We start from the raw sequence: 24,692 nt of genomic DNA, 5'->3' as shown, positions 1-24,692 counted from the left end.
AAAGGAATCAGCGCCGTGAACAAAGTCTACCGTCTGGTCTTCAACCGTACGCTCGGCGTCATGCAGGTCGCCTCCGAGCTGGTCAACGCTGCGCACGGCGGGGTAGACCACCGTGGCGGCAACACCGTCGGTACCCTGCGGCCGATCAGTTTCGCGCTCTGGCTGGTGCTGGGCTGGGTGGGATGGGTGCAGCCGCTGTCCGCGCAGCAGGCGCCGGCCGATCCTGGCCGTATTGCCGCCGACCCCGGCGCACCGGCAAACCAGCGCCCGACGGTGATCACCTCGGCCAACGGCACGCCGCAGGTGAACATCACCACGCCCAGCGCCGGTGGCGTATCGCGCAACACCTACCAGCAGTTCGACGTCGGCCAGCAGGGTGTCATCCTCAACAACTCGCGCGGCGACGTGCAGACCCAGCTGGGTGGCTGGGTGCAGGGCAATCCGTGGCTGGCCACCGGTACCGCGCGCGTCATCCTCAACGAGGTCAACAGCAGCAACCCCAGCCACCTCAACGGCTACGTGGAGGTCGCGGGTGCGCGGGCGCAGGTGGTCATCGCCAACCCGGCCGGGATCCAGGTCAATGGCGCGGGCTTCCTCAACGCCAGCCGGGTGACCCTGACCACCGGCACGCCGATCGTCAGCAATGGCGTGCTGGAAGGCTATCGCGTCGAAGGTGGCAGCATCGGCGTCGGTGGCGCGGGCCTGGATACCAGCCGCGCCGACTACACCGACATCATCACCCGCTCGCTGCAGGTCAATGCCGGCATCTGGGCCAACCAGCTGCAGGCGAGCCTGGGCAGCAACGTGGTCAGTGCCGACCACAGCAGCGTGCAGCAGCAGAAGCCTGCGTCCGCCGCGCCCACCTTCGCGCTGGATGTGGGCGCGCTGGGCGGCATGTATGCCAACCGCATCTGGCTGGTCGGCAACGAACATGGCGTGGGCGTAAGCAATGCCGGCAAGATCGGTGCCCAGGCCGGCGAGCTGGTGGTCACCGCCGACGGCCGGCTGCAGAACACTGGTGCGATGCATGCGCAGCAGGACCTGCGCATCGACGCCAGCGCGGGCATCTCCAATGCCGGCACGCTCAGTGCCGAGCGCGAGCTGCGCGTGCAGACCCCGGCAGATGTCGACAATAGTGGCGGCACGCTCAATGCGCGACGCATCGAAGTGAATGCCGATGCGCTGCGCAACCGCGGCGGCAGCATCGAACAGCTCGGAACGCAGGCGCTGCAGCTGCAGGCGGCCGACGTCAGCAACCTGCAGGGCCGCATCGGCAACGTGGCCAGTGTTTCGCCAGGCACCGGTACCGGCGGCACCGGCACCCCGCCGGGTACGGGTACGCCAGGCACGGGTACGCCAGGTACCGGCACCCCGGGCACTGGCACTCCCGGCACCGGCGGCGGCACCCCGCCGGTCACGCCGCTTCCGCCGCTGGCGGCCGGTGTGCTCAACATCGCAGGAACGCTGGGCAACGATGGCGGCCGCATTGAAGCCAGCGGTGACCTGCAGCTCAGCGCCCGCAACAGCCTGGACAACAGCGACGGCACGCTGGGTGCAAGCACCCTGCAGGTGCAGGGAGAAGCGCTGCGCAACATGCGTGGCACCCTGCAGGTCCAGGGCGCGGCCAGCGCGCAGGTGCAACAGCTGGACAACAGCGGCGGCCGCATGACCTTCGCCCGTGGTTTCGAGTTGAAGGCACAGTCGGCGATCAATCGCGGCGGCAGCCTTGCCCACGGTGGCAGCGCCGAGACGACCTGGACGATCGGCCAGCTCGACAACAGCGAGGGCAGCATCTCCAGCAATGCCACGCGGCTCGGCCTCGACATCGGTACCCTGGTCAACACCCGGGGCAGCATCAACCACGCCGGCAGCGAGGGCCTGCTGCTGCGTGCGGAGGTACTGGATGGCGTGCAGGGCAGCATCGCCACCGCCGGCGCGGCAGACCTGCAGCTGGGCCGCGCCGACCACCGTGGTGCGCAGCTGGTCGCCCGCCAGCTGGGCCTGAGCGCACAGGACTTCGACAACCGCGGCGGCCGCGTGCTGTCCACGGGGCTGCAGGCCAGCACGCTCAACGTCCGCAATCACCTGGACAACAGCGACGGTGGCCTGCTGGCCAGCAATGCCGACCTGCAGATCGATGCAGCGTACTTCGGCAATGCCGGCGGCACCGTGCAGCAGGCGGGCACCGGCAACCTGCGCATCACCACCGCCAGCCTGCAGGGCCAGGGCGGCACCGTTCTCAGCAACGGCACCCTGCAGCTGCACGGCGATACCCTGAACCTGCGCAATGGCACCACCGCCGCGCAGCGCATCGATGTGCGCGCCGGCGACCTGACCACCGCCGGCGGCACGCTGACCTCGACCGGCGGCGATGCCCTGCAGCTGCAGGTATCGCGCACCCTGGACAATAGCGGCGGGACCGTGGGCGCCAATGGTGCGCTGGACATCAACAGCGGCATCCTCATCAACGACGGCGGCAAGCTGATCGCCGCAGGCACCGGCACCAGCCACATCCACGCCAGCCAGCGGCTGCAGAACCAGCGCGGCCTGCTGTCCGGCAATGGCGATCTGCAGATCAAGACCGATGGCCTGCTGAACGAGAGCGGCAGCATCGATCATGCCGGCACCGGCACGCTGCAGATCGACGCGACCACCGTGCAGGGAGCTGCTGGCAGCATCGCCAGCAATGGCCTGCTGCAGTTGAGTGGGCAGCAGCTGGACCTGCAGAAGGGCACCACCCGCGCCCGTGACGTGAAGATCACGGCCACCGGCCTGGACACCAGCGGCGGCAGCCTGTTGTCACTGGGAAACAACGCGATGCAGCTGCAGGTGCAGGGCCTGCTGCGCAACGACGGCGGCAGCATCAGCGCCAATGGCGCGCAGCAGATCCAGGCCGGTGCGCTGTCCAACCGCGGCGGTGCGCTCAGTTCGGCGGGAACGGCAGCTTCGCAGATCAGGGTCGACGGCACGCTCGACAACAGTGGCGGCAGCATCGCCAGCAATGCCGCCCACCTGCAGCTGAAGAGCGGCGCGCTGGTCAATGCCGGCGGTACCCTCAGCCATGCGGGCAGCGACGGCCTGGTCATCGACAGCGGGCGCCTGGACGGAGCAAAGGGGCAGATCGCCACTGCCGGTGCCCTGCAGCTTACTGCGGCCGAGGTCGATCACCAGGGTGCGTCGCTGGCTGCCGCGCAGCTGGACATCACGGCGACCGGGTTCGACAACCGCGGCGGGCGCATCATCGCCACCGGCACCGGTGGCAATACGCTGCGCGTGCAGGGCGCGCTGGACAACGGCAATGGCGGCACCCTGGCCAGCAATGGCAACCTGGATATCCACGCGCGTACCTTCGGCAATGCTGGCGGAACCGTGCAGCAGGCCGGGTCCGGCAGCCTGGTCATCACCACGCAGGACCTGACCGGCGCCGGTGGCACCCTGCTCAGCAACGGTTCGCTGGACCTGCAGGGCGACACCCTCGATCTGCGCAACGGCACCACCACCGCGCAGCGCATCAGCATCGACGGCGACACCGTGATCACCGCCGGCGGCCAGTTGAGTGCGCTTGGCACCCAGGCGCTCCAGTTGCAGGCCCGCAGCCTGCTCGACAATACCGGCGGAACGCTGGGCAGCAATGGTGCGGTCGACGTGCACGCAGGCCGCTTCGTCAACGACCATGGCAAGTTGATTGCCGCCGGTGATGCTGCGTCCGCAATCCGCGCCGCGCAGCTGGAGAACCGCAGCGGCGCGATCTCCGCCAACGGCAACCTGCGCATCGAGGCGCAAACGCTGTCGGGCCAGGGCGGCAGCATCGGTGCCGCCCGCGCGCTGTCACTGCAGGGCGGGTCATTGGATCTCCGCGGCGGCAGCGTGGCGGCCGAGCAGCTCGATATCGTGGCCGACAGCCTGGACAACAGCGCAGGCGCGCTGCGCGCAACCGGCAGCGGGACGCTGGCACTGCAGGTAAGCGGCCGCTTGGCCAACGACGCGGGCACCATCGCCAGCAACGGTGCGCAGCGTATCGAAGCCGGCGAACTCTCCAACCGTGGCGGCACGCTCAGTTCGGCAGGCAGCGCCACTACCGAGCTGCACGTAGCGGGCCTGTTCGACAACAGCAACGGCGTGCTTGCCAGCAACGGCGCCGCGCTGAAGATCGATGCCGGCCACATGGCCAACGTGAAGGGCACGCTCAGCCATGCCGGCACCCAGGGCCTGCTGCTGCGTACCGGGCAACTGGACGGCCAGGGTGGCAGCATCGCCAGCGCAGGCGGCATCACCCTGCAGGCGGGCAGCGTGGACCATCGCGGAGCCACCCTGCAGGCCGAGCGCATCGCACTGGACGCACAGTCCTTCGACAACCGTGCCGGCAAGGTCATCGCGACCGGTGCCGAGGGCAGCACGATCAACGTGGTCGGCACGCTGGACAACGGCGAGGGTGGCCTGCTGGCCAGCAACGGCGACCTTGGCATCCAGGCGGCGGTGTTCGGCAATGCCGGCGGCACCGTGCAGCACGCCGGTGAAGGCGTGCTGTCGATCGACGCCGGCACGCTCAACGGCACCGGCGGCACGCTGGTCAGCAATGGCAGCCTGTTGCTCAAGGGCACCACCACCGACCTGCGTGCGGGTGTCACCTCCGCCAAGCGGATCGAGATCGACACCGGCTCGCTGATCACCGCCGGCGGCACGCTCACCGCCACCGGCAATGACATGCTGCGGCTGAGCGCGCGCGAACGCATCGACAACAGCGGCGGTACCGTGTCCAGCAATGGCGGGCTGGACCTGCGCAGTGCCGCGCTGGTCAACGCGGGCGGCACGCTGCAGTCGGCGGGTACAGCGGCGAGCCAGCTGATCATCGGCCAGGACATCAACAACCGCGGCGGCCGCATCCTGGCCAACGGTGGGCTTGGCATCAGCTCCGGCAGCATCGACAACCAGGGTGGCACGCTGCACAGCGCCGCACGGCTGGTGGTCAAGGCCGATGGCCTGCTCGACAACAGCAACAAGGGCGTCATCGCCAGCGGCGCGGGCATGCAGGTTGCGGCGGCTTCGCTGGACAACCGCAGCGGCAGCATCGAGCAGGCCGGTGACGGCCTGCTGCAGATCGATGCCACCACGCTGCAGGGCCACGCCGGCCGCATCGTCAGCAACGGCGAGCTGCAGCTGAAGGGCGAGACCCTGGATCTCAGCGCAGGCACCACCGCCGCGCAGCAGGTCAGCATCGAGGCCGGCCAGCTGGACAACACGGCCGGTACGCTGAACGCCACCGGCAACCAGGCGATGTCGCTGCAGGTGCGCGGTGCGCTCGGCAATGACGGCGGCACCATCGCCGCCAACGGCGCACAGCAGATCAACGCCGGTTCGCTGTCGAACGCAGGCGGCACCTTGAGTTCGGCAGGGACCTCCGACAGCCGGATCACGGTCACGGGCCGCTTCAACAACGGCGGTGGCACCCTCGCCAGCAATGCTGGCAACCTGCGCCTGGACGCCGCGCAGCTGGTCAATGCCGCAGGCAGCATCGTCCATGCCGGCAAGGGCACGCTGACCGTGAAGGCTACCCAGCTGGACGGGGTCGGCGGCAGCATCGCCACGGCAGGCGCATTGCAGCTGGATGCGGTGAGCGTGGACCATCGCGGTGCCACGCTCAATGCCGATCACTTCACCGTCAACGCCGACCGCTTCGACAACCAGAACGGCAAGCTGCTGGCGACGGGCACGCAGGCCAGCACCGTGCAGGCCACCACCTCGCTGGATAACGGCGGCAACGGCCTGATCGCCAGCAATGGCGACCTGACCCTGACCAGCGCACTGTTCGGCAATGCCGGCGGTACCGTGCAGCAGGCCGGCACCGGCACGCTGGCGATCAACGCGCACACCGTGAATGGCCAGGGCGGCAAGCTGCTCAGCAATGGCGCCCTGCAGCTGACCGGCGAAACCACCGACCTGCGCGACGGCACGCTGGCCGCGGCCCGCATCGCCGTGGATACCGGCACGCTGCTCAACGCGGGCGGATCGATCATCGCCTCCGGCACCGATACGTTGAAGGTGTCCGCGCGCGACCGGCTGGACAACAGCGGGGGCACGCTGGCCGGCAACGGCTCGCTGGATCTGCGCAGCGCGCAGCTGATCAACAATCTGGGTACCCTCCAGGCCGCCGGCAGCGGCAGCAGCACCCTGGCGATCACCCATGCGCTGGAGAATCGCGGGGGTCGCATCCTGACCACGGGCGACGCAGGCCTCAGCGCCGGCACGCTCGACAATCGCGGCGGCACCGTGCACAGCGATGGCAACAGCGCGCTGACCGTGCGCGTGGACGGCCTGCTCGACAACAGCGACAAGGGCACCCTGTCTGCGGGGGGCGCGCTGCTGGCCGAGGCACAGGCCATCAACAACAGCGGCGGTACCGTGGCTGCGGGGCAGGATCTGCAGCTGACCAGCACCGATCTGCTGCGCAATGGCGGCGGCCTGGTCCAGGCCGGCAAGCACCTGCAGGTCTCGGCCGGCGGCCTGAACAACACCAGTGGCCGAATCATCGCCAACGACCTGCAGCTGGATACCCGCGGCCAGGCGCTGGACAACCGCAGCGGCATCATTGCCAGTCTTTCCGGAAATGCAGCGCTGCGCAGTGGTGCGCTGGACAACACCGGTGGCCTGCTGCAGTCGGCGGCAGCGCTCAGCATCGACACCTCCGGACAGCGGCTGACCAATGCCGCTTCCAATGGCAACGGCATCGTCAGCAGTGGCACGCTGCAGATCCGCAGTGGCGATCTGGACAATCGAGGTGGCTCGGTGTTCGCCAAGGCCGGCGCCGACGTGCAGGCCGTCAACATCGACAACAGTGGCGGCGGCTCGCTGGTGAGTGCAGCCGACCTGCTGCTGCGCGCGCAGCAGCTGGCCAACAGCGGTGGCAGCGTGACCGCCGGTGGCAATGCCGACATCGGTTTGCAGGGCGCCCTGCTCAACAGTGGCGGCCTGGTGGCGGCAACCGGCCGCCTCGACCTGCAGGCCGGTTACATCGACAACCGCAATACGCTCAGCCAGGCCAATGGCCCTGCGCTGGGCTTGCAGGGCAAGAACCTGCAGGTGACCACCGGCAACCTGGACAACCAGAACGGCCAGGTGATTGCCGACAACCTGCTGCTGCAGGTGAACCAGCGCCTGGACAACAGCGGTGGCCAGGTGTCGGCGGCGCTGACCTCCGATGTCCGCGCCGATACCCTGGTCAACAGCGGTGGCACCCTGGTGGCCGGCAGGCAGCAGACGCTCCGCACCCGCGAGATCATCGGTGATGGCCGGCTGATGTCGCAGGGTGACATGACCCTGGAGCTGGGCCAGAGCCACACCAACCGTGGCGAAATGGTGGCCAACGGCACACTGAGCCTGTCCATCCAGGGCAACCTGGACAACAGCGGCAAGCTGGCGGGTGCCAACGTCAACATCAATGCCGGCAACATCACCAACGCTTCCACTGGCGAGATCAGCAGCATCGGCCTGACCCGCCTGGCAGCGGGGGGCGCACTGGTCAACTACGGCCTGCTGGACGGCAACGTCACCCACATCACCGCAGCGAGCGTCGACAACATCGGCAGCGGCCGCATCTACGGTGACCGTGTCGCCATCCAGGCGGGCTCGCTCAACAACCTCGCCGCCAACATCGGCGGCGTGGACCGTGCAGGCACCATCGCCGCGCGCCAGCGTCTGGACCTGGGCGTCGGCACGCTGACCAACAGCGGCAAGAGCCTGATCTTCAGTGATGGCGACGCCGCCATCGGCGGGGCGCTGAACGGGCTGGCCGCGGTCGGCAGCGCGCAGCGGGTGGACAACATCGGCTCCACCATCGAGGTCAGCGGCAACCTGGACCTGTCCGCACTGGCGGTGAACAACATCCGCGAGAACGTGGTCGTGGAGAAGGTCACCACCGTGCATGCGCCGGTCCGGCTGGAGCAGCCTGGCTGGTTCAAGAACGCCACCAACAACAACCGTGATTTCCGCGCAACGTCGAACTACCAGCCGTACGAGATCTACTACCTCGATCCGTCCGACATCCTCGAAGACACCCCCTATGTCACCCCGGATGGCCAGCAGATCCGCAAGGCGGTCATCCGGCTGACCAGCAACACCAGTGCCTACGCCTTCGCCCGCGGTGGCGCGTACGGCGCGCGCGCGTCGCGCGAACGCCTGAACGTGCAGGACGGTACGGTCACGGTCTACTACGTTGGCCGTGCCGACAACCGCAACAATCCCGATCAGCTCGGTGCGGGGGCGGAAGATCCCTTCCGCGACCTGTCCGTCCGCGGGGCCGGTTCGCCGCCGATCGAGTACGTGACCGACACCCTCAGGTACAACAACGCCTACGGCACCTGCACCACCACCTGCGTGCAGATCATCACCTATCCGGACTACGACAACCCGGAATCGACGCTGATCAACATGCAGCGCCACCCGCAGGACACCAGCGGCAACGAGAAGACCCGCATCGCTACCCGTACCACCGTGGAAGACGTGGTGGTATCGGCAGGCAACAATGCGGTGATCAATGCCGGCGGCAACATGCGGATCAGCACCGATCGGCTGGAGAACCGTTTCGCCAACATCGCCGCGGGCCGCGACCTGGCCATTGTCGGCCTGAACCGTGACCGCTCCGAGGTGATCAATGCAGCCGAGCAGCTGACCCGCACCAGCACGTTCGACAACGTGTCCATCACCTACGGTGGCTCGTCCAGCCGCTGGAAGGCGGCCCCCATCACCGAGAAGACCGGTGCGCTGGGTTCGTCGATAACGGCCGGCGGCAAGCTCACCATCGATGTCGGCAACCTGCGCAACGACAACACCGGTGGCAGCAATCCCAACGCCGGTGGCGGCAAGGGCACGGCGCAGTTGGATACCGCTGGCCACGGCACAGGCGCGGTCGGTCCGGGGGCCGGCAACGTGCAGGGGCCTGGCCAGAGCAGCGGCCAGGGTGCGGACAGCGTGGATGCGCGGGGACCGGGCACGGCCGGTGCGGCACAGGGGGCCAGTGGCGGCCATCAGCAGGCGGTCGCCCAGGCCGATGGCGTGCGCGCAGATGCGGCAGGCGCACAGGGGCCCGGTCAGGCCGGCAACGCCGGCACCGGTGCCGGCACCGCGCAGGACATCACGGCGGCGCAGGCCGGGCAGGCCAACGCCAATGGCCCGGCCACGGTCCGTGCCGGTGAGCACGCCGGCAGTGGTGGCAACACCGCGGTGGCGGGCAAGCAGGCCACGACGACCACCAGTACCGACCCGCGCGTGGTGGTCACCACCAGCCCGAATGCCAGTGCGCCCACGGCCAGCCTGTTCAACGTGGACGCCAACCGTGGCAATCACATCGTGGAAACCGATCCGCGTTTTGCCAGCTACCGCGATTGGCTCAGCTCGGATTACCTGCTGCAGCGCGCGGGCTTTGAGCCCTCGCAGACGCAGAAGCGCCTGGGTGACGGCTTCTATGAGCAGAAGCTGGTACGCGAGCAGATCGGCGAGCTCACCGGCCGCCGCTTCCTTACCGGCCATGCCAGCGACGAGGAGCAGTACCGCGCGCTGCTGGAGGCCGGTGCCACGGTCGCAAGCGAATGGGGCCTGCGACCGGGCGTGGCGCTCACCGCCGAGCAGATGGCACGGCTGACCAGCGACATTGTCTGGCTGGTGGAAAAGGACGTCACCCTGACCGATGGCTCGGTGGTCCGTGCGCTGGTCCCGCAGGTCTACCTACGGGTGATGCCGGGCGACCTCGGCAACGATGGCGCATTGCTGGCCGGCGCGGAGGTGGACGTCAAGCTGCGCGGTGACCTCGTCAACAGCGGCACGATTGCCGGTCGCCAGCTGGTCAGCATCGATGCCGGCAACATCCGCAACCTGGCCGGCGGCCAGATCAGCGGTGCCCAGGTGGGCCTGTCGGCGCGGCAGGACATCGACATCATCGGCAGTACCGTCAAGGCCACCGATGCGCTCGCACTGAAGGCCGGCGGCAACATCACCGTGGCCTCGACCACCACGGAATGGAAGGACCAGGGCGATCGCCTGTCGCAGCAGAAGACCACGCTGGATCGCGTGGCGGGCCTGTATGTCACCAATCCTGGTGGCGAAGGCGTGCTGTCGGTGGTGGCCGGCGGTGACATCGGCCTGAAGGCGGCGGAGATCCGCAATGCCGGCAAGAATGGCATCACCCAGCTGGCTGCCGGTGGCAACATCGACCTCGGCGCGCAGACGCTGGGCCAGAGCAGTGCGCTGAACCACGACAGCCGCAACCACACCAGCAACAGCCAGACCACGCACGCGGTGTCTTCGATTGAAGGCGCGGGCGATGTGGTGCTGGCCGCGGGCAAGGACATCAACCTGGCCGCAACCCGCATCAAGGCCGATGGCGGCATGGCCCTGCAGGCCGGTGGTGACATCAACAGCCAGGTGCTGGTGGACAGCCGCAGCAGTGATTTCAGTGCCGGTGGCAAGCGCAGCTCGCTGCAGATCAGCCAGAGCGATGAGACCGTGCGCGGCAGCCAGTTGCAGGCTGGCGACAATGTAGTGCTGAGGGCGAACCGCGATATCAATCTGACTGCAACCCAGGTCGCCAGCTCGGATGGCACGCTGAGCGTGGCGGCCGGACGCGACGTCAACCTGCTCTCGGCCAGCGAAACGCATGACTTCAGTCTGGACAGCTACGACAAGAAAAAGAAAACCCTGTCGAGCACCACCACCACCCGCCACGCCGAGAGCAGTGACAGCTATGCGATTGGCACCGGCTTGATGGGCGAGAGCGTGAGCGTCACCGCCGGCCGCGATCTGACCGCCGTAGGCGCGGTGGTTGATGCCACCGGCGCAGTGGTCCTCGGTGCGGGCAACAATGTGCTGATCACTTCTGCGGAAGACCATCACAGCAGCGAGTCCAGCGAAAGCAGGAAGAAGTCCGGCTTCACCGGTGGCTTCTCCAATGGAACCGCTTCGATCGGCTATGGCAGTTCGAAGAACAGCAGCAGTTCTGCCGAGCAGTCGACCACCCAGGTCGGCTCTGCGATCGCTTCGCGCGAAGGCAACGTGCTGATCAACGCCGGCAACCAGCTGACGATCGCGGCGTCCGACGTGGCCGCAGGCAAGGATCTGACCCTGGTTGGCAAGGACATCAACCTGATTGCGCGCCAGGATACGGTGGATACCCAGTCCAGTCAGTCGAGCAAATCCAGCGGCTTCTCGGTGGGCGTCACCTACGACCCAGCCAAGGCGTACCGCACCGCACGCGACAACGCCACCGAAGGCATGGCCGACAGCGGCACGATGATGGGCCGGATCACGCGTACCGCTGAAGGCGTAGCGGCTGGCGTGTCGGCGGCCGTGCTGCCGGCAATCACCGCCGGCAGCCAGCGCTCGAACAGCAACCAGAGCCACTCCACCAGTGAGGCCCGGGTCAGCAACCTCAATGCAGGCGGAAATCTCTCGCTGATCGCCAACGGCGGCTCGATCACCAGCCAGGGTGCGCAGATGACGGCCGAGGGCAATGCTGTCCTGCTGGCCACCAAGGACATCGTCTTCGATGTCGCGCACAACACAGAGCGCAGTGAAAGCGACAGCCGTGGCAAGGGTTGGGGTATCGCCACCAACTCGGCAGGCCTGCCGTTCGGCACCAACAACTCACGCAGCGATGGCGTCGGACAGAGCGACACCATCACCGGTACCCAGCTGTCGGTTGGGGGCGGCGTGCGCATGGCCACCACCGAGGGTGACATCCGCCTGACCGCCGCCAACATCGCCGCAGAGAAGGACGTCAACATCCGCGCTGCGGGCGACCTGACGATCCGTAGCGGGCAGGACACGGTCAGCAATGCCAACCGCTCAGACAGCAAGGCGATCGGCACCGTGCAGATCTCCGATACCGAGAAGTTCTCCGGCTGGCATCGCGAGCAGCATCGCGATGACAGCGCGCAGGTCTCGCAGGTGGCCAGCACCGTTGGCAGTCTCGGCGACAACGTCAACCTCACCGCCGGTGGCAAGTACACGCAGAGTGCCAGCAATGTGGTGGCGGCCAAGGACGTGAACATCACCGCTGCCGAGATCGAGCTGCTGACCGCCGACGAAAGTGGCCACTACTCGCAGAGCGACAAGGACCTGAAGATCGGTGCCTTCGCGCGGGTGAAGTCGCCGTTGATCGATCTGCTCAACAATGTCGATGCCGCCCGCAAGTCCGACGACCGCCTGCAGAAGATGCAGGGCCTTGCCGCTGGTGCCAATGCCTATCAGGCCGCCAGTGCCATCTCCAGCATGGCCGGCAAGGGCGGAGGCGGGGCACTCCTCAGTGCCGAGGCCGGCGTCGGTTTCAAGACCTCCAGCAGCAGTGCCGATGGCAGCAGCCAGGTCTCGCGCGGCTCCACCATCCAGGGCGGTGGAAACGTCAACCTGACCAGTACCGCTGGCGACATCCACGTGGTGCAAGGCAATCTGAGCGCGGGCAACACGCTCAGTCTGGATTCGGCCGGTGACATCCTGCTGGAAGCCGGCAAGGCGCATGTGGCCGACCGTAGCAAGAGCAGCAATGCCGGCGCCGAAGTCGGCGTGGGCGTTGCGGTGGGTGCGCAGACCGGTGTGTATGTCTACGCCGAAGCGAGTGTGGGCAGCAGCAAGTCCAATGCCGAGAGCAGCACCTGGCAGAACACCACGCTGACCGGCAAGAACATCTCGATGAAGGCCGAGGGCGATACCACCCTCCGCGGCGCGACCGCCACCGCCGACCGCATCGACGTCAAGACCGGTGGCACGCTGACCATCGAATCGCTGCAGGACATCGCCGAGAGCATGTCCAAGAACAGCCAGGTGGGTGGCCGCGTGCAGGTGTCGTTCGGCACCGCGTGGAACGCCGACGGCTACGCCAGCGGAGGCAAGGCCAACGGCAGCTATCAGGGCGTCGGCCAGCAGAGTGGCCTGTTCGCAGGTGATGGCGGTTATCACGTTGATGCCGGCCAGGTGAACCTGGTAGGCGGCGCGATCGCCAGCACGAATGCGGGCAACAGTGAACTGACTGCTGATTCGCTGACGTTCACCGACCTGCAGAACCATATGGACTACAAGGCCAGCTCGGGCAGCATCAGTGGTGGCTTCGGTAACGGGGGCAAGGGACCGGCCGGCAAGGGCGTGGGGGCCGGCGAGCAGCTGAAGGGCATTGGCACGAGCATCGTGACCGGCGAGTTGGGGCGGCCGACGGGTGTCTCGATAGGTGGTGGGCTGCCCATGCATGAGAGCGGCAGCGACAGCTCCAGCACGCGTGCGACGCTGACCGAGGGCAACATCACCATCGGCGGCAGGAAGACCACCGCGGCCGAGCTGGGCGTCAACACCGATGCAGCCGCTGCACACCGCGCGCTGGAAGCGATGCCTGATGCGAACAAACTGCTGGCTGACCAGCAGGCAATGGCGAACGCAGCCAGCACGGTGCTTGCCACCAGCAAGCAGGTCTCAGTGGATGTGCAGGCCTATCAGAGCAACAAGGCGACCCAGGCGTACTACGACGGCCTGTCGCCGGAACAGAAGAACGAATTCAACGCGCTAAGCGCGGAACAACGCGATGCGGTGCTGACGGCAAACAGCCCGGCCTACGAAAATGCCAAGAAGTGGGGCACGGGCGGTGAATACAACCGCGCATTGAACGCAGTGACGACCGCCCTTGTGGGAGGCGCAGCGGGACAAGGTGCTGGTCAGGTCGCCTCCAATGCACTGGCGCCATATGCCGCCTACTTCATCGGCAGCACGCTTGACCCGAACCATGGCAGTGACCCGAACGCAACGCTGCAATTGCTGTCGCATGCGGTGCTGGGTGCGCTGCTGGCCGAAGCCAATGGTGGCAATGCGGGGACCGGTGCCGTATCGGCGGCCGGCGGCGAGTTGGCAGCGAAGGTGCTGACCGATACGTTGACCGGGGGCGATCCTTCCAGGCTGAGCCCGGAACAGAAGGAGATGGTGCTGGCGCTGTCGCAGGCGGTGGGTGCACTGGCGGGTGGCCTGTCGGGGCAGGATCTGGCTGGGATCGCGTTGAATGCGGGGATTGCCAAGAACTCGGTTGAGAACAACTTCCTTGCCGAGGATCAGGCTCGAGTAATGAAGCAGCAACTCGACGAGTGCGGCAGCGACACGTCATGTCAGAAGATGGTGCGTGACGTTGCCAAGCAACTGTCGGAGCGAATGGACTATGAGCTGCTCTCGGTTTGTACAGCGAACTCGGCGAGCCCTGCGTGTCAGGCGTTTGTGAATGCGGCCGTTTCCTACAAGTATGGCTCGTGGCCCGGAGAGCTTGGACTGTTCGATGATCTCGGCCGTAGCAGCGAGGCGCTTTCCTCGTTCGCTCACTCCATGAATGGACGTGCCTATCGCGAGCTGATTTTTGAGAACGGGGGGCTCCAGCCCGTCTATATCCTGCCTCAGGAATATACGGTGGCCGCGCTGGCGCAGTGGACCGCCGGTGTCGACACTTCCATCGATCAATATGGGCTGTGGTCCAAGGAGACTGCAGGCGAAGTAGGCCTTGGGCTGGCACAGTTGCTGGCACGACGCTATGGAATGGTCAATATAGTCGGCGGCAACGGAGGCTTTGGGAGCGGACGGAGTGATGGGACACCGAATACCTCAAGCGGGACGCAAGTGGATGCGGAGAAGTCCGCACTGGAGAGAATCGCAGGTCGCCCGGCAGGGCCCGATTTGTCTCTCAAACAACCTGAATCCGTTCTTCAGGCGTACTCGCAAAAGCGAATTGATGACCTCGCACACCAATACAATAGCAAGTCATTGGATCCTAAGGATTTTCAGCTGAATCTTGGTTCAAAGGTCTTGAAGGCCGATGCTCAAGTCAGTACGGGTGCTCCGGTTTATATTGGTGCAAGCACATCCGATGTCATGCTGTATTTCAGACAGCTGACTGGAACTGATCGCATGCCTGTCGCGAAGGTCGTACCTGGAAAGGGTCTTCTTTATACGGCAACCACGAGCTCTGGTGCAAAGATAACTCTTAGAGATTTTTCAACGAGCGCGCAGAAGACTGGTGCGAGTTGGACAATTGATGTGCAGGATAAATCCATAAATAATGGAAAGCGAGTAGAGGTGAAGTTCAAATGAAAGATGGGATTTATTGTGCAGTGGTGATTTCTTCGTTTGGGTTATCAATGGGTACCGTCTGGCAGCACATGACGATGGAAATGGGAGGTGTTGGGATCTCCGAAAGAAAAGACGCGTTCTTCGAGTTGATGGGTCGTTTGTTGAGGGAAGGGAAAGTGAGGCTTGCAACGGACGGGGTGTTCTTGCAAGGCGACTGGAGGGAGCAGCTGACGCTAATCTCAAACGCTTGGCCCGAAAATCCTGGTGAAGATGATATCGATGGATTCGGCCTCTGGTTCTTGACCGATGCTCCGGCGGGTCTGGTTTGGATCGGCGCAGATGGCCGTGAACACTGGACGTAGTAGTCCGATTCATGTCGGTGGCGCCACGATGATCCTGACGAATGGGTCAGGGCTTGTAACGACACCGAGCTTTGATGAAGCTTGCTTGAGAAGTGTTTTGCGCTCAGTACTTGCCGTGAACTGCAGGGGTGGGATGATCTATTCTCGGATATGAAGAAAATGGTCGCCTGTCATCCAAGTTTGAATCAGCTTTCAATGGAAGCATTGGCCTCGCTATTCAATTGGAGCAATCGATAGGTCAGAGGCATCACCCCCAGCAGATCCAAGAAATGTCTGGCGTAATCAGGAATGTTCTTCATTACTCTTATGGCTACTCCATGGGAGTTCTATGGAGAAATATGAACATGGAGTTTGATGCGGGGAGTGTCGCTTTTGAGCAGCAGACGGAAGAGTTCTTCTCGATGCTTAGGATGTTGATGCAGGAAGGGAAGCTGAAGCTTGCCTCGGATGGTGTCTTCGCCGATGGCGATATCGATGCGCAACTGGATGTTTTGCGTCACGCTTGGCCTGCTACAAGAGATCAGGAAGATCTCGATGAGGATGGATTCTGGTTTCTTACGGATGCACCGTTTGGATTGGTTTGGACCGCGCCTGAGGGAGACGTCTGGACCTGATTTGAGTGTGGAATTCATCGGATGAAGCGGGGATGGCTTTTTGAAGCTGAAGTCCTCTCTCGTGAGTAATTTTTCGAGATTCCGTATCGCAATGCCTCGGTGATCGAAGTCGCCGGGTGATATATGTATCTACTGTCGAAGGATGATTACTATCCACATGCGCTGTTGGGAGCCCTCGCAGAGGAAGGGGCACAAATAGCAGTTGATGCCGAAGTCGGCGAATGAAGCAATCTACAACGAAGCAATCATCAGGTCGGCTGCAGATCTATGGATGAAAGAATTAGAAAGCTCTGCGGCGAGATCTCTGCAATGGACGCTGCGGCCGCATCGGAGTGGTTGATGAACTACGCCGCCTTGAGGTCGGACAATTATCGGGATGCATTTGTTCTGATGAAGTGCCGTTCCTGGCCCAGGGCAGAGCAGAAAAAGTTGGCCAACTACTATTTGCAGGCTGTTCCTTATGCGAGCTCATATCCCTACGAGGTCTTTCTTTCGTTCATGTCGGTAAGGTCCTTCTTGAGTTGTCTTGATGCTTTTATTCCAGAGGCCGGTGCCTATCGTGACCTTCTCGCCTACCATCTTGGTCCAGTTCTGGATCGAGTGGGGAAGAATGATTCTGATCGGATGTTGATTGCGGAGTTCATGGGTGAGCTCAGCGGGTAGAGGGATCATTACGTCCGAATGCCCTGTACGCGGATGAGAACGCTCTGCCGTAGCATAAGACCTTTGACGATGGCGCCGCTGTAAAGGTTCGACGATGAGTATTTCGCTGTTTCTTGAAGTCGAGGTTGGTTCCAAACTCGAAGCCGTGCAACGAGCCTTGGATTCGATCCAGGCCGAGTATTCCGATGGTCTGGACAAGCTGCAGGGGTATCTTCCAGCGTCCAACACGGGGTTCGGGTTCCGCATCGTTGAGCCGCCGGAGGCTGTCGTCGCAGAAGGGCTGGAGGCCGAGTGGCGCGTGGGGCTGCTGGGTTCGTTCCATTTCCGCGCAAGCGGATTTGAATGCGCTTGAGAAGAAATCTGCCGTTTCATCAAGCGCTATGCTGCGGGATGTGAATCGCGCTTCGTGCTTTCCTTCCAGTTCGAGAGCATCTATGCCGCAAGATTGGGGCAGGATCTGATCTTTGCGGGCCCTGCTGCCCCATACTGCCGCTTCGCTCTTTTCATGTGATCCGCTACATCTTAATGATCAGGCACTGCCACCAGCACGTGGACTGCGGGTCATCGGCGATGTCGTTCGGCACGCTGCGTCGAACCACGGCTGCGGTCCGTGGTTACAATCTGCCCATGATCAGCCCCCGCCTTCTGGTTTCCGCACTGCTGGCGCTGGCCCTTTCGGCCTGCACGGCTACCGCGCCCGTGCAGCACAACCCGCTCGCCACCTGGGTGCCGTCACCCAACCAGAACGCGCGCACCCCGGTCATCATCGTGCTGCACCATACCGAGCAGAAGTCGGTGCAGCAGAGCTTGCATACGCTGCGCACCGCCAATAGCGGTGGCCCGGTCAGCGCGCACTACCTGATCGGCGCCGATGGCCATCGCTACCAGCTGGTGGCCGATGAGCGCCGTGCCTGGCATGCCGGTGCCGGACGCTGGGGCACCATCACTGATCTCAACTCGGCCTCGATCGGCATCGAGCTCGACAACGACGGCCGCAGCCCCTTCAGCCCGGCGCAGATCGAATCGCTGATCGTGCTGCTGCGCGACCTCACCACCCGCCTGAACATCCCGCCGCGCCAGGTGATCGGCCATGCCGACCTGGCGCCGACGCGCAAGCAGGATCCGAGCCGGTTCTTCCCCTGGCAGCAGTTGGCCGAGGCTGGCTTCGGGGTATGGCCGCGCGCCGCTGACGGCGCGGCACCGGAAGGCTTCGACGCGTGGAATGCGCTGGCCCGCTTCGGTTATCCGCTGGACAACCGCGAGGCCACCGTAGCCGCGTTCCACCGCCGCTTCCGCGGCCGCGACGACCTGCCGAAGACGCTGGATGCCGAAGATGCCCGCATCCTGCACTCGTTGCTGCTGCAGATGCCGTGACCCCGCGCATGAACGCTTGGCCCCGCGTTGGGTTGCCGCCCAGCGGCCGGCACTCCACCATGGCGGCATGATCGATTCCGCTACCTTCTTCAAGCGCAAGCACTGGACCCTGTTGGCAGCGGCCGTGCTCGCCGGCTGCTCCACCACCGCTCCCCGTACCGGATCCGAAGTGCCGACGCCGGCCACACCGCCCGCGGCCACCTACGCCAAGGCTGCATGGAGCGCACTGCCGCCGGTTTCCGACAGCGATCTGCAGGCCGGTTTCGTTGCCTGGCGCAGCAGCTGCAGCCGCCTCAAGAACGATGCGGTCTGGGCCAAGCCCTGCGCCACCGCCGCCGCGGTATCAGACAAGGACCCGGCCGCGATCCGCCAGTTCCTGCAGCGCGACCTTGATGTCTATGCGCTGCGTGCCGGCGGCCACCAGGCCGACGGGCTGATTACCGGCTACTACGAGCCGATCTACGCCGGCAGCCTGACCCGCACCGACAAGGCGACGGTGCCGGTGTACGGCACGCCGGATGATCTGGTGGTGGTGCAGCTGGAGAGCCTCTACCCGGAACTGAAAGGCAAGCGCCTGCGCGGGCGCGTCGAAGGCAAGGTGCTCAAGCCCTATGACGACGCTGGCACCATCGCGGCCAAGGGCGCCAAGGCCCCGGTGTTGGCCTGGCTGACCGACCCGATGGATCTGCAGCTGCTGCAGATCCAGGGGTCCGGCCGGGTGCGCCTGGCTGATGGCAAGCAGGTGCGGCTGGCCTATGCGGAACAGAACGGCCACCCGTACCGTGCCATCGGCCGCTGGCTGGTCGACCAGGGCCAGCTGAAGAAGGAAGACGTCACCATGGACGCCATCCGTGCCTGGGCACGGGCCAACCCCGCGCGCGTGCCGGAACTGCTGCGCAGCAACCCCAGCTACGTGTTCTTCGTGCGCAACCCGGACAGCCCGGAGGGTCCACGTGGTTCACTGAACGTGCCGCTCACCGCCGGCTACAGCGTGGCGGTGGACCGCACCGTGGTGCCGCTGGGCAGCCTGCTGTGGCTGTCGACCACGCGCCCCGATGGCACGCCCGTGGTGCGCCCGGTGGCCGCGCAGGACACCGGCGGCGCCATCGCCGGTGAAGTGCGCGCGGACCTCTACTGGGGCAGCGGCGATGCTGCTGGCAAGCTGGCCGGCGACATGAAGCAGAAGGGCAATATCTGGATGCTGTGGCCGAAGAGCGTGGCGCTGCCGCGGTAGGTTGCCCCCCGGATGCCTGATAATGGCGCCATTCCGAACTTTCCGGCCGCGCCTGCGGCCAGGACCCCTGCAATGACCTACGCAAAGCACAACGCAAAACCCGGCGCGAAGTCCGCCGCAAAGAAGTACTACAAGCACTGGGCCGAATCGGGCCTGGGCAAGGGCAACGTGCTGATGGAAGCGCGCGGCGAGAAGATCGTGCGCCAAGTGGAAATCTACGGCACCAAGATGGTCTGGGCCGACGAGCATGCCCACAGCGATGACCGCTTCCTGCTGGCCGACCAGCCGGTGTCGTTCCTGGATTTCGACGAGGACGACGAAATTTCCGCACGCGAATTCGAAAGCGCCTGGAAGAAGGCCAGGGAAGCCACCGGCTACCCGGTGTAACGCTGCCCGGCCGGGGTCAGAGCCCTTTCCTCACGGAAAGAGCTCTGACCCCGAACCCCGCGTTTTGCACTACATTGGTGCAATGTCCGACCCCGCACCCCCGCCGTCCCTCGATGCCCTGGGCACGCCGCTGGCCTGGGCCGGGGCCGATGGCTGCATCGCCGGCTGCAATCCGGCCTTCGCACGCTGGCTGGGCGTCAGCGTCCGGCGCCTGCTGGGGCGGCCGCTGGCTGCACTGGAAGTGCAGGGCGAGGCACTGGCCCATTTCCTGGCCCGCGATGAGCGCGACAGCCTGCGCCTGAACCGGCTGGCGCTGGCGGTGCCCGGCGAGGCGCCGCGCTTCGCCGAGGGCTGGATGAGCCGCCGCGACGATGGCGGCTGGCTGCTGGAGGCGCATCCGGTCGATGAATTCCCCGGGCTCGACCCGACCCAGGCCCTGCCCAGCGCGCTCAGTGCAGCGCTGAAGGGGCTGGCCCACGAGCTGCGCAACCCGCTGGCCGGGCTGAAGGGCGCGGCCCAGCTGCTGGCCCGCCGCGCGGCCCAGCGCGACGCCAGCGAACGCGAGCTGATCGAACTGATCGGCTCGGAGATCGAGCGCCTCAACGGCCTGCTCGACCAGTTGCTGTCGCCGGCCCCGGCCGCGCCGCATGCCGAACTGAACATCCATGCGGCGCTGGAGCGCGTGCTGCGCCTGGCCGAGAGCGAAGCCGGCTGGGCGGTACGGCTGCAGCGCGACTACGACCCCAGCATTCCCGAATTCCATGGCGACGCCGACCGCCTCACCCAGGCGGTCTGGAACCTGGTGCGCAACGCGATCCAGGCCGGCGCCGGCAGCATCACCCTGCGCACCCGCGTGGAGCATGGCGTGCGCATTGCCGAGCAGCTGCACACGCTGGCGTTGCGCCTGGAAATCGCCGACGACGGCCGTGGCGTGCCCGAGGAACTGGCCGAACACCTGTTCCTGCCGCTGGTCAGTGGCCGCGCCGAGGGCACCGGGCTGGGCCTGGCGCTGGCCCAGCAGGTGGCGCGCGAACACCGCGGCACGCTGACCTACCGCTCGCGCCCGGGCCATACCGTGTTCACCCTGCTGCTGCCGATCGTCAGCAGCGCCGCCCCGGCCGAGGAGGCCCCGCGCGATGTCTGAGTCTTCTTCGTCCCCGCAGCGCATCTGGGTGGTCGATGACGATCGTGCCGTGCGCTTCGTGCTGTGCACCGCGCTGCGCGAGGCGGGCTACCAGGTCGTCGATTTCGACAGCGCCACGCCCGCGTTGCAGGCCTTGAGCGAAGGCCCGCCACCGGCGTTGCTGTTCACCGATGTACGCATGCCCGGCGACGACGGCCTGGTGCTGCTGGACAAGCTCAAGGCCGCATTGCCGCAGCTGCCGGTGGTGGTGATGTCGGCCTATACCGATGTGGCCAGCACCGCCGGTGCGTTCCGCGGTGGCGCGCATGAATTCCTGTCCAAGCCGTTCGACCTGGACGATGCCGTGGCGCTGGCGCAGCGTGTGCTGCCGGCGGTGGCGCCGGCGCTGGCCGCGTCCAGCCCCGCCGCCGAAACGCCCAGCGACCAGCCGCCGCAACTGGTGGGTGATACGCCGCCGATGCGCGCGCTGTTCCGCGCCATCGGCCGCTTGGCGCAGGCACCACTGGCGGTGCTGATCACCGGCGAGACCGGTACCGGCAAGGAACTGGTGGCGAATGCGCTGCATCGCGAATCACCACGCGCGCACGGTCCGTTCGTTGCACTCAACACTGCCGCAATCCCGGCCGAGCTGCTGGAAAGCGAGCTGTTCGGCCACGAGGCCGGCGCCTTCACCGGTGCGCAGCGCCGCCATATCGGCCGCTTCGAGCAGGCCGATGGCGGCACGCTGTTCCTGGATGAGATCGGCGACATGCCGCTGCCGCTGCAGACCCGCCTGCTGCGCGTGCTGGCGCAGGGCGAGTTCTTCCGTGTCGGTGGCCGTGAACTGATCCGCGTCGATGTGCGCGTGATCGCCGCCACCCACCAGGATCTGGAAGGTCTGGTTGCACAGGGGAAGTTCCGCGCCGACCTGCTGCATCGCCTGGATGTGGTGCGCCTGCAGCTGCCGCCGCTGCGCGAGCGCCGCGAGGACATCGCGCAACTGGCCAGCACCTTCCTGGCCGCCGCCGCGCGCAAGCTGGACACGCCACCGAAGCGCCTGACCGCTGCCGCCCTGCAGGCGCTGCGGGAACACGACTGGCCGGGCAACGTGCGCGAACTGGAAAACGTGTGCTGGCGGATGGCGGCGTTGGCCGCCGCCGACACCATCGGCGTGGCCGACGTCGATACCGCGCTCAACCGTACGCGCGGTCGCCGCAGCAGCACCACCAGCGCCGATCCGGGGCAGTGGGAAGCGCTGCTGGCCGAATGGGCACGCCGTCAGCTGGCCGAAGGCGTGGAAGGGCTGCACGCGCAGGTGCGCGAGCGGGTCGACCATGCCCTGCTGGAGGCCGCGCTGCAGATCACCCATGGCCGCCGAGCCGAAGCCGCTGCCCGCCTGGGCCTCGGCCGCAATACCCTTACCCGCAAGCTGGGCGCCGGGCGCCGCCGCGGGGGCCATTGAACGGTCCCTGCACGCGATCCTCGCGCCCGCTTGCCGAACCGTTGATCGTTCATGGACGATGCCGTCCGTAGTGTCACCTGCAAGGAGTCTTCGATGCGTCTGTCCTTTGCCATCCTGCCGTTGTCCGCCGCCGTGCTGCTGTCTGCCTGTGGCAGTGCGCCGAAGAAGGCCGAGCCCACCCCGCCACCGCCGACCGTGGTCAGCGCCGCGAAACAGGGCGAGGCCAATCTGTCGCCGGCTTCGGCCAGCATCGTCAGTGGCCGCATCGCGCTGATGGTGGAGCCCGGTGGCATCCACATCACCGGCCTGATCGGTGGCCTGCAGCCGATGCAGCAGGCCGGCTTCCACATCCACGAGCGCGGCGACTGCAGCGCGGTGGATGCCAGCAGTGCCGGCAATCACTTCAATCCCGGTGGCGCTGCGCATGGTCGCGCCGGCACCGGCAAGCACCACCTGGGCGACATGGACAATCTGCGTGCCGACGCCCAGGGCCGCGCCAACGTCGATATCCACCTCAAGGGCGTTACCCTTGGCGGAGGCGCCGCCACCGATATCGCCGGACGTGCACTGGTCGTGCATGCCAACGCCGACGACTATCGCAGCCAGCCCGCCGGCAATGCCGGCGTCCGCATCGCCTGTGGCGTGATCCGGGTTGTCCGCTGATCACTGCAGGCACCATCCAGGGAGAGATTCCATGCGTTTGATCCACACTTCGCTGTTCGCGGCCATTGCTGCACTGGGCCTGGCGGCCTGCAACCAGCAGCCGGCCGCGCCGCAGGCTGAAACCCCGCCGGCCGCGCCGGCCGACGGCGCCACCACCGAACCGGCTGTGACGCCGGCCCCGGCGGCTGCACCGGCTGCCGACGCCTCGGCCAGCGCCGAGCTGGCACCGACCCAGGGCAACGAGACCAAGGGCAGCGTCACCTTCAAGGTGGTTGACGGCAAGGTCCATGTGACCGGCCAGATCAGTGGCCTGAAGCCGGGTAGCGAACACGGCTTCCACATCCACGAGAAGGGCGACTGCAGTGCCCCGGACGGCATGAGCGCCGGTGGCCACTTCAATCCGGGCAAGCAGGATCACGGCAGCGTGGCCACCGATCCGCACCACGGCGGTGACATGCCCAACATCAAGGCCGACGACAAGGGCGTGGCCACCATCGACGGCCCGGTGTCGAGCAACGTCAACATCGGCAAGGGTGATGACTTCGACATCATCGGCCGCGGCTTGATCGTCCACGCCGATGCGGACGACTACAAGACCCAGCCGACCGGCAACGCCGGCGCGCGCCTGGCGTGTGCGGTGATCCAGAAGGCCCCGTAAGGCCGATCGTGCTGGGAACAGAAAACGCCGGCGCAAGCCGGCGTTTTTCCTGATCGGTAGTGCCGGCCGCTGGCCGGCAATCGCAGATCCGGAGGTTGCCGGCCAGCGGCCGGCACTACCGGCCTTCAGCGCGCCAGCAGCTCGCGCGCGTCCTGGCCGGCCTCGCAGTGCACGAACAGCACCGGCACGCCGTGCGCTTCCAGCACTGCGGCCATCTGCCGCTGGCGCATCAGGAACTGCTCGTAGATCCCCTTCAGGCGGTCACAGTCGTTCTTGCCGTGGTTGTAGTGCGCGCACCAGCCGGCCGGGTCGAACAGCGCCATGCGCGCTTCGCCATGCGTATAGCGCAGCAGCGGCTCGGGCGCGGCGTTGAGCCACTCGTCCTCGCCCGGCGCCATGATCGCGGTCTCGATCAGCGGCCACAGCGCCGCCAGGCCCTGGTTGTCGTACTGCATCGACATCATCGCGGCCAGATCATTCACGGTGAAGTAGCGCGCGTGCTCGATGCGGGCACCGAAGGTGTTCTGCGCCATCAACGCGGTATCGGCATGCGCCATGCCGTTGGCCAGCAGTGTTTCTTCCAGCGCGTTGGCGACGGTGTTGGTGGTGGCTACGTCGCTGCCGGTCAACAGGAACGGCACCACGCGCAGGCCACCGCCCACCAGGCTGGCATCGGCCTGGAAGGGCAGGGGCACGTCACCCTGGGCATCGGTGCCGAAGGCGAGCAGGCGCGGGCCCTGGTTGCGGCCCGGGGCGCGCATCTGCAGTTCTTCCAGGCGGCGATGGATCGGCCAGCCCGGGCGCAGCACTTCGGCCGGGTCGAAATGGGCGGCGGCGAACACCAGGTCCAGCTCGGCCACCTGCGGCACCAGCTTGGACAGGTCGCGGCCGACGCGATCGGCCAGTTCACCGGCTTGTTCAGCGCTGAGCACCGCCTGGCGGGGGACTTCACCGCCGGCCAGTTCCAGGGCCAGCACGCCAAGGGCATTCATCGCGGGGTCGGGTTTGCTCATGGTTCCACGGTTGGCCCATCACAGGGCGGCAGCTACACTTGGCTCCATTATGCCTGCTCCGTCG

13 protein-coding genes are annotated in these 24,692 nt (G+C 66.1%); 12 read left to right on the top strand and 1 reads right to left on the bottom strand.

What is annotated here, in order from left to right; translation table 11 throughout:
• The first annotated feature begins 15 nt into the window (after positions 1-15).
• The 12 genes from AC5P57_RS18710 (at position 16) to AC5P57_RS18655 (ending at position 23,615) form a co-directional block, all read left to right on the top strand.
• Entirely contained in the window at positions 16-15,096 is a 15,081-nt protein-coding gene (locus tag AC5P57_RS18710; RefSeq protein ID WP_495219752.1) for a hemagglutinin repeat-containing protein, read from the top strand.
• The gene (locus AC5P57_RS18705) at positions 15,093-15,437 is read left to right on the top strand and encodes a DUF596 domain-containing protein (RefSeq protein ID WP_099551608.1); all 345 of its coding nucleotides are present in this window, start codon (positions 15,093-15,095) and stop codon (positions 15,435-15,437) included. Before AC5P57_RS18710 ends, AC5P57_RS18705 begins: the two co-directional genes overlap by 4 nt.
• A gap of 338 nt (positions 15,438-15,775) precedes the next feature.
• Complete coding sequence (locus tag AC5P57_RS18700) at positions 15,776-16,051, top strand: DUF596 domain-containing protein (RefSeq protein WP_158230201.1); 276 nt, start codon at positions 15,776-15,778, stop codon at positions 16,049-16,051.
• Positions 16,052-16,390: 339 nt separating this feature from the next.
• On the top strand, positions 16,391-16,714 hold the full coding sequence (locus AC5P57_RS18695; protein WP_142807956.1) for a hypothetical protein: 324 nt from the start codon (positions 16,391-16,393) through the stop codon (positions 16,712-16,714).
• A 94-nt stretch (positions 16,715-16,808) separates the two neighbouring features.
• Positions 16,809-17,066, top strand: coding sequence for a hypothetical protein (locus AC5P57_RS18690; RefSeq protein ID WP_239503794.1), 258 nt, complete (start codon positions 16,809-16,811; stop codon positions 17,064-17,066).
• Positions 17,067-17,341: 275 nt separating this feature from the next.
• On the top strand, positions 17,342-18,088 hold the full coding sequence (locus tag AC5P57_RS18685) for an N-acetylmuramoyl-L-alanine amidase (protein ID WP_099551618.1): 747 nt from the start codon (positions 17,342-17,344) through the stop codon (positions 18,086-18,088).
• Between the two features lie 67 nt (positions 18,089-18,155).
• A complete protein-coding gene (mltA, locus tag AC5P57_RS18680) occupies positions 18,156-19,322 on the top strand; it encodes a murein transglycosylase A (RefSeq protein ID WP_099551617.1) in 1,167 nt (388 codons plus the stop codon).
• 72 nt (positions 19,323-19,394) lie between these two features.
• Positions 19,395-19,709: a hypothetical protein gene (locus AC5P57_RS18675; protein ID WP_032130155.1), complete on the top strand. Its 315-nt coding sequence runs from the start codon at positions 19,395-19,397 to the stop codon at positions 19,707-19,709.
• A gap of 82 nt (positions 19,710-19,791) precedes the next feature.
• A complete protein-coding gene (locus AC5P57_RS18670) occupies positions 19,792-20,853 on the top strand; it encodes a two-component system sensor histidine kinase NtrB (protein WP_099551616.1) in 1,062 nt (353 codons plus the stop codon).
• A complete protein-coding gene (gene ntrC / locus AC5P57_RS18665; protein ID WP_099551605.1) occupies positions 20,846-22,294 on the top strand; it encodes a nitrogen regulation protein NR(I) in 1,449 nt (482 codons plus the stop codon). Before AC5P57_RS18670 ends, ntrC begins: the two co-directional genes overlap by 8 nt.
• Positions 22,295-22,387: 93 nt before the next feature.
• Positions 22,388-22,957, top strand: a complete 570-nt coding sequence (locus AC5P57_RS18660) for a superoxide dismutase family protein (protein ID WP_014645498.1) — start codon at positions 22,388-22,390, stop codon at positions 22,955-22,957.
• Positions 22,958-22,988: 31 nt separating this feature from the next.
• On the top strand, positions 22,989-23,615 hold the full coding sequence (locus AC5P57_RS18655) for a superoxide dismutase family protein (RefSeq protein ID WP_099551604.1): 627 nt from the start codon (positions 22,989-22,991) through the stop codon (positions 23,613-23,615).
• Between the two features lie 125 nt (positions 23,616-23,740).
• Here the strand turns inward: AC5P57_RS18655 and AC5P57_RS18650 are convergent, their stop codons facing one another.
• Positions 23,741-24,628: a hypothetical protein gene (locus tag AC5P57_RS18650; protein WP_099551603.1), complete on the bottom strand. Its 888-nt coding sequence runs from the start codon at positions 24,626-24,628 to the stop codon at positions 23,741-23,743.
• Positions 24,629-24,692: the final 64 nt, after the last annotated feature.

Source organism: Stenotrophomonas sp. YJH_SMC_79, assembly GCF_059367995.1.
The sequence above is the reverse complement of the archived record's forward strand: the minus strand, read 5'-3'. Positions and strand labels throughout refer to the sequence as shown.

Excerpts from the sequence above, each read along its gene's own strand:
- mltA (WP_099551617.1), top strand. The coding sequence starts at position 18,156 with ATGATCGATTCCGCTACCTTCTTCAAGCGCAAGCACTGGACCCTGTTG.
- AC5P57_RS18690 (WP_239503794.1), top strand. The coding sequence starts at position 16,809 with ATGAGTATTTCGCTGTTTCTTGAAGTCGAGGTTGGTTCCAAACTCGAA.
- AC5P57_RS18695 (WP_142807956.1), top strand. The coding sequence starts at position 16,391 with ATGAACTACGCCGCCTTGAGGTCGGACAATTATCGGGATGCATTTGTT.
- AC5P57_RS18670 (WP_099551616.1), top strand. The coding sequence starts at position 19,792 with ATGTCCGACCCCGCACCCCCGCCGTCCCTCGATGCCCTGGGCACGCCG.
- AC5P57_RS18655 (WP_099551604.1), top strand. The coding sequence starts at position 22,989 with ATGCGTTTGATCCACACTTCGCTGTTCGCGGCCATTGCTGCACTGGGC.
- AC5P57_RS18675 (WP_032130155.1), top strand. The coding sequence starts at position 19,395 with ATGACCTACGCAAAGCACAACGCAAAACCCGGCGCGAAGTCCGCCGCA.
- AC5P57_RS18700 (WP_158230201.1), top strand. The coding sequence starts at position 15,776 with ATGAACATGGAGTTTGATGCGGGGAGTGTCGCTTTTGAGCAGCAGACG.
- AC5P57_RS18660 (WP_014645498.1), top strand. The coding sequence starts at position 22,388 with ATGCGTCTGTCCTTTGCCATCCTGCCGTTGTCCGCCGCCGTGCTGCTG.
- ntrC (WP_099551605.1), top strand. The coding sequence starts at position 20,846 with ATGTCTGAGTCTTCTTCGTCCCCGCAGCGCATCTGGGTGGTCGATGAC.
- AC5P57_RS18685 (WP_099551618.1), top strand. The coding sequence starts at position 17,342 with ATGATCAGCCCCCGCCTTCTGGTTTCCGCACTGCTGGCGCTGGCCCTT.
- AC5P57_RS18650 (WP_099551603.1), bottom strand. The coding sequence starts at position 24,628 with ATGAGCAAACCCGACCCCGCGATGAATGCCCTTGGCGTGCTGGCCCTG.
- AC5P57_RS18705 (WP_099551608.1), top strand. The coding sequence starts at position 15,093 with ATGAAAGATGGGATTTATTGTGCAGTGGTGATTTCTTCGTTTGGGTTA.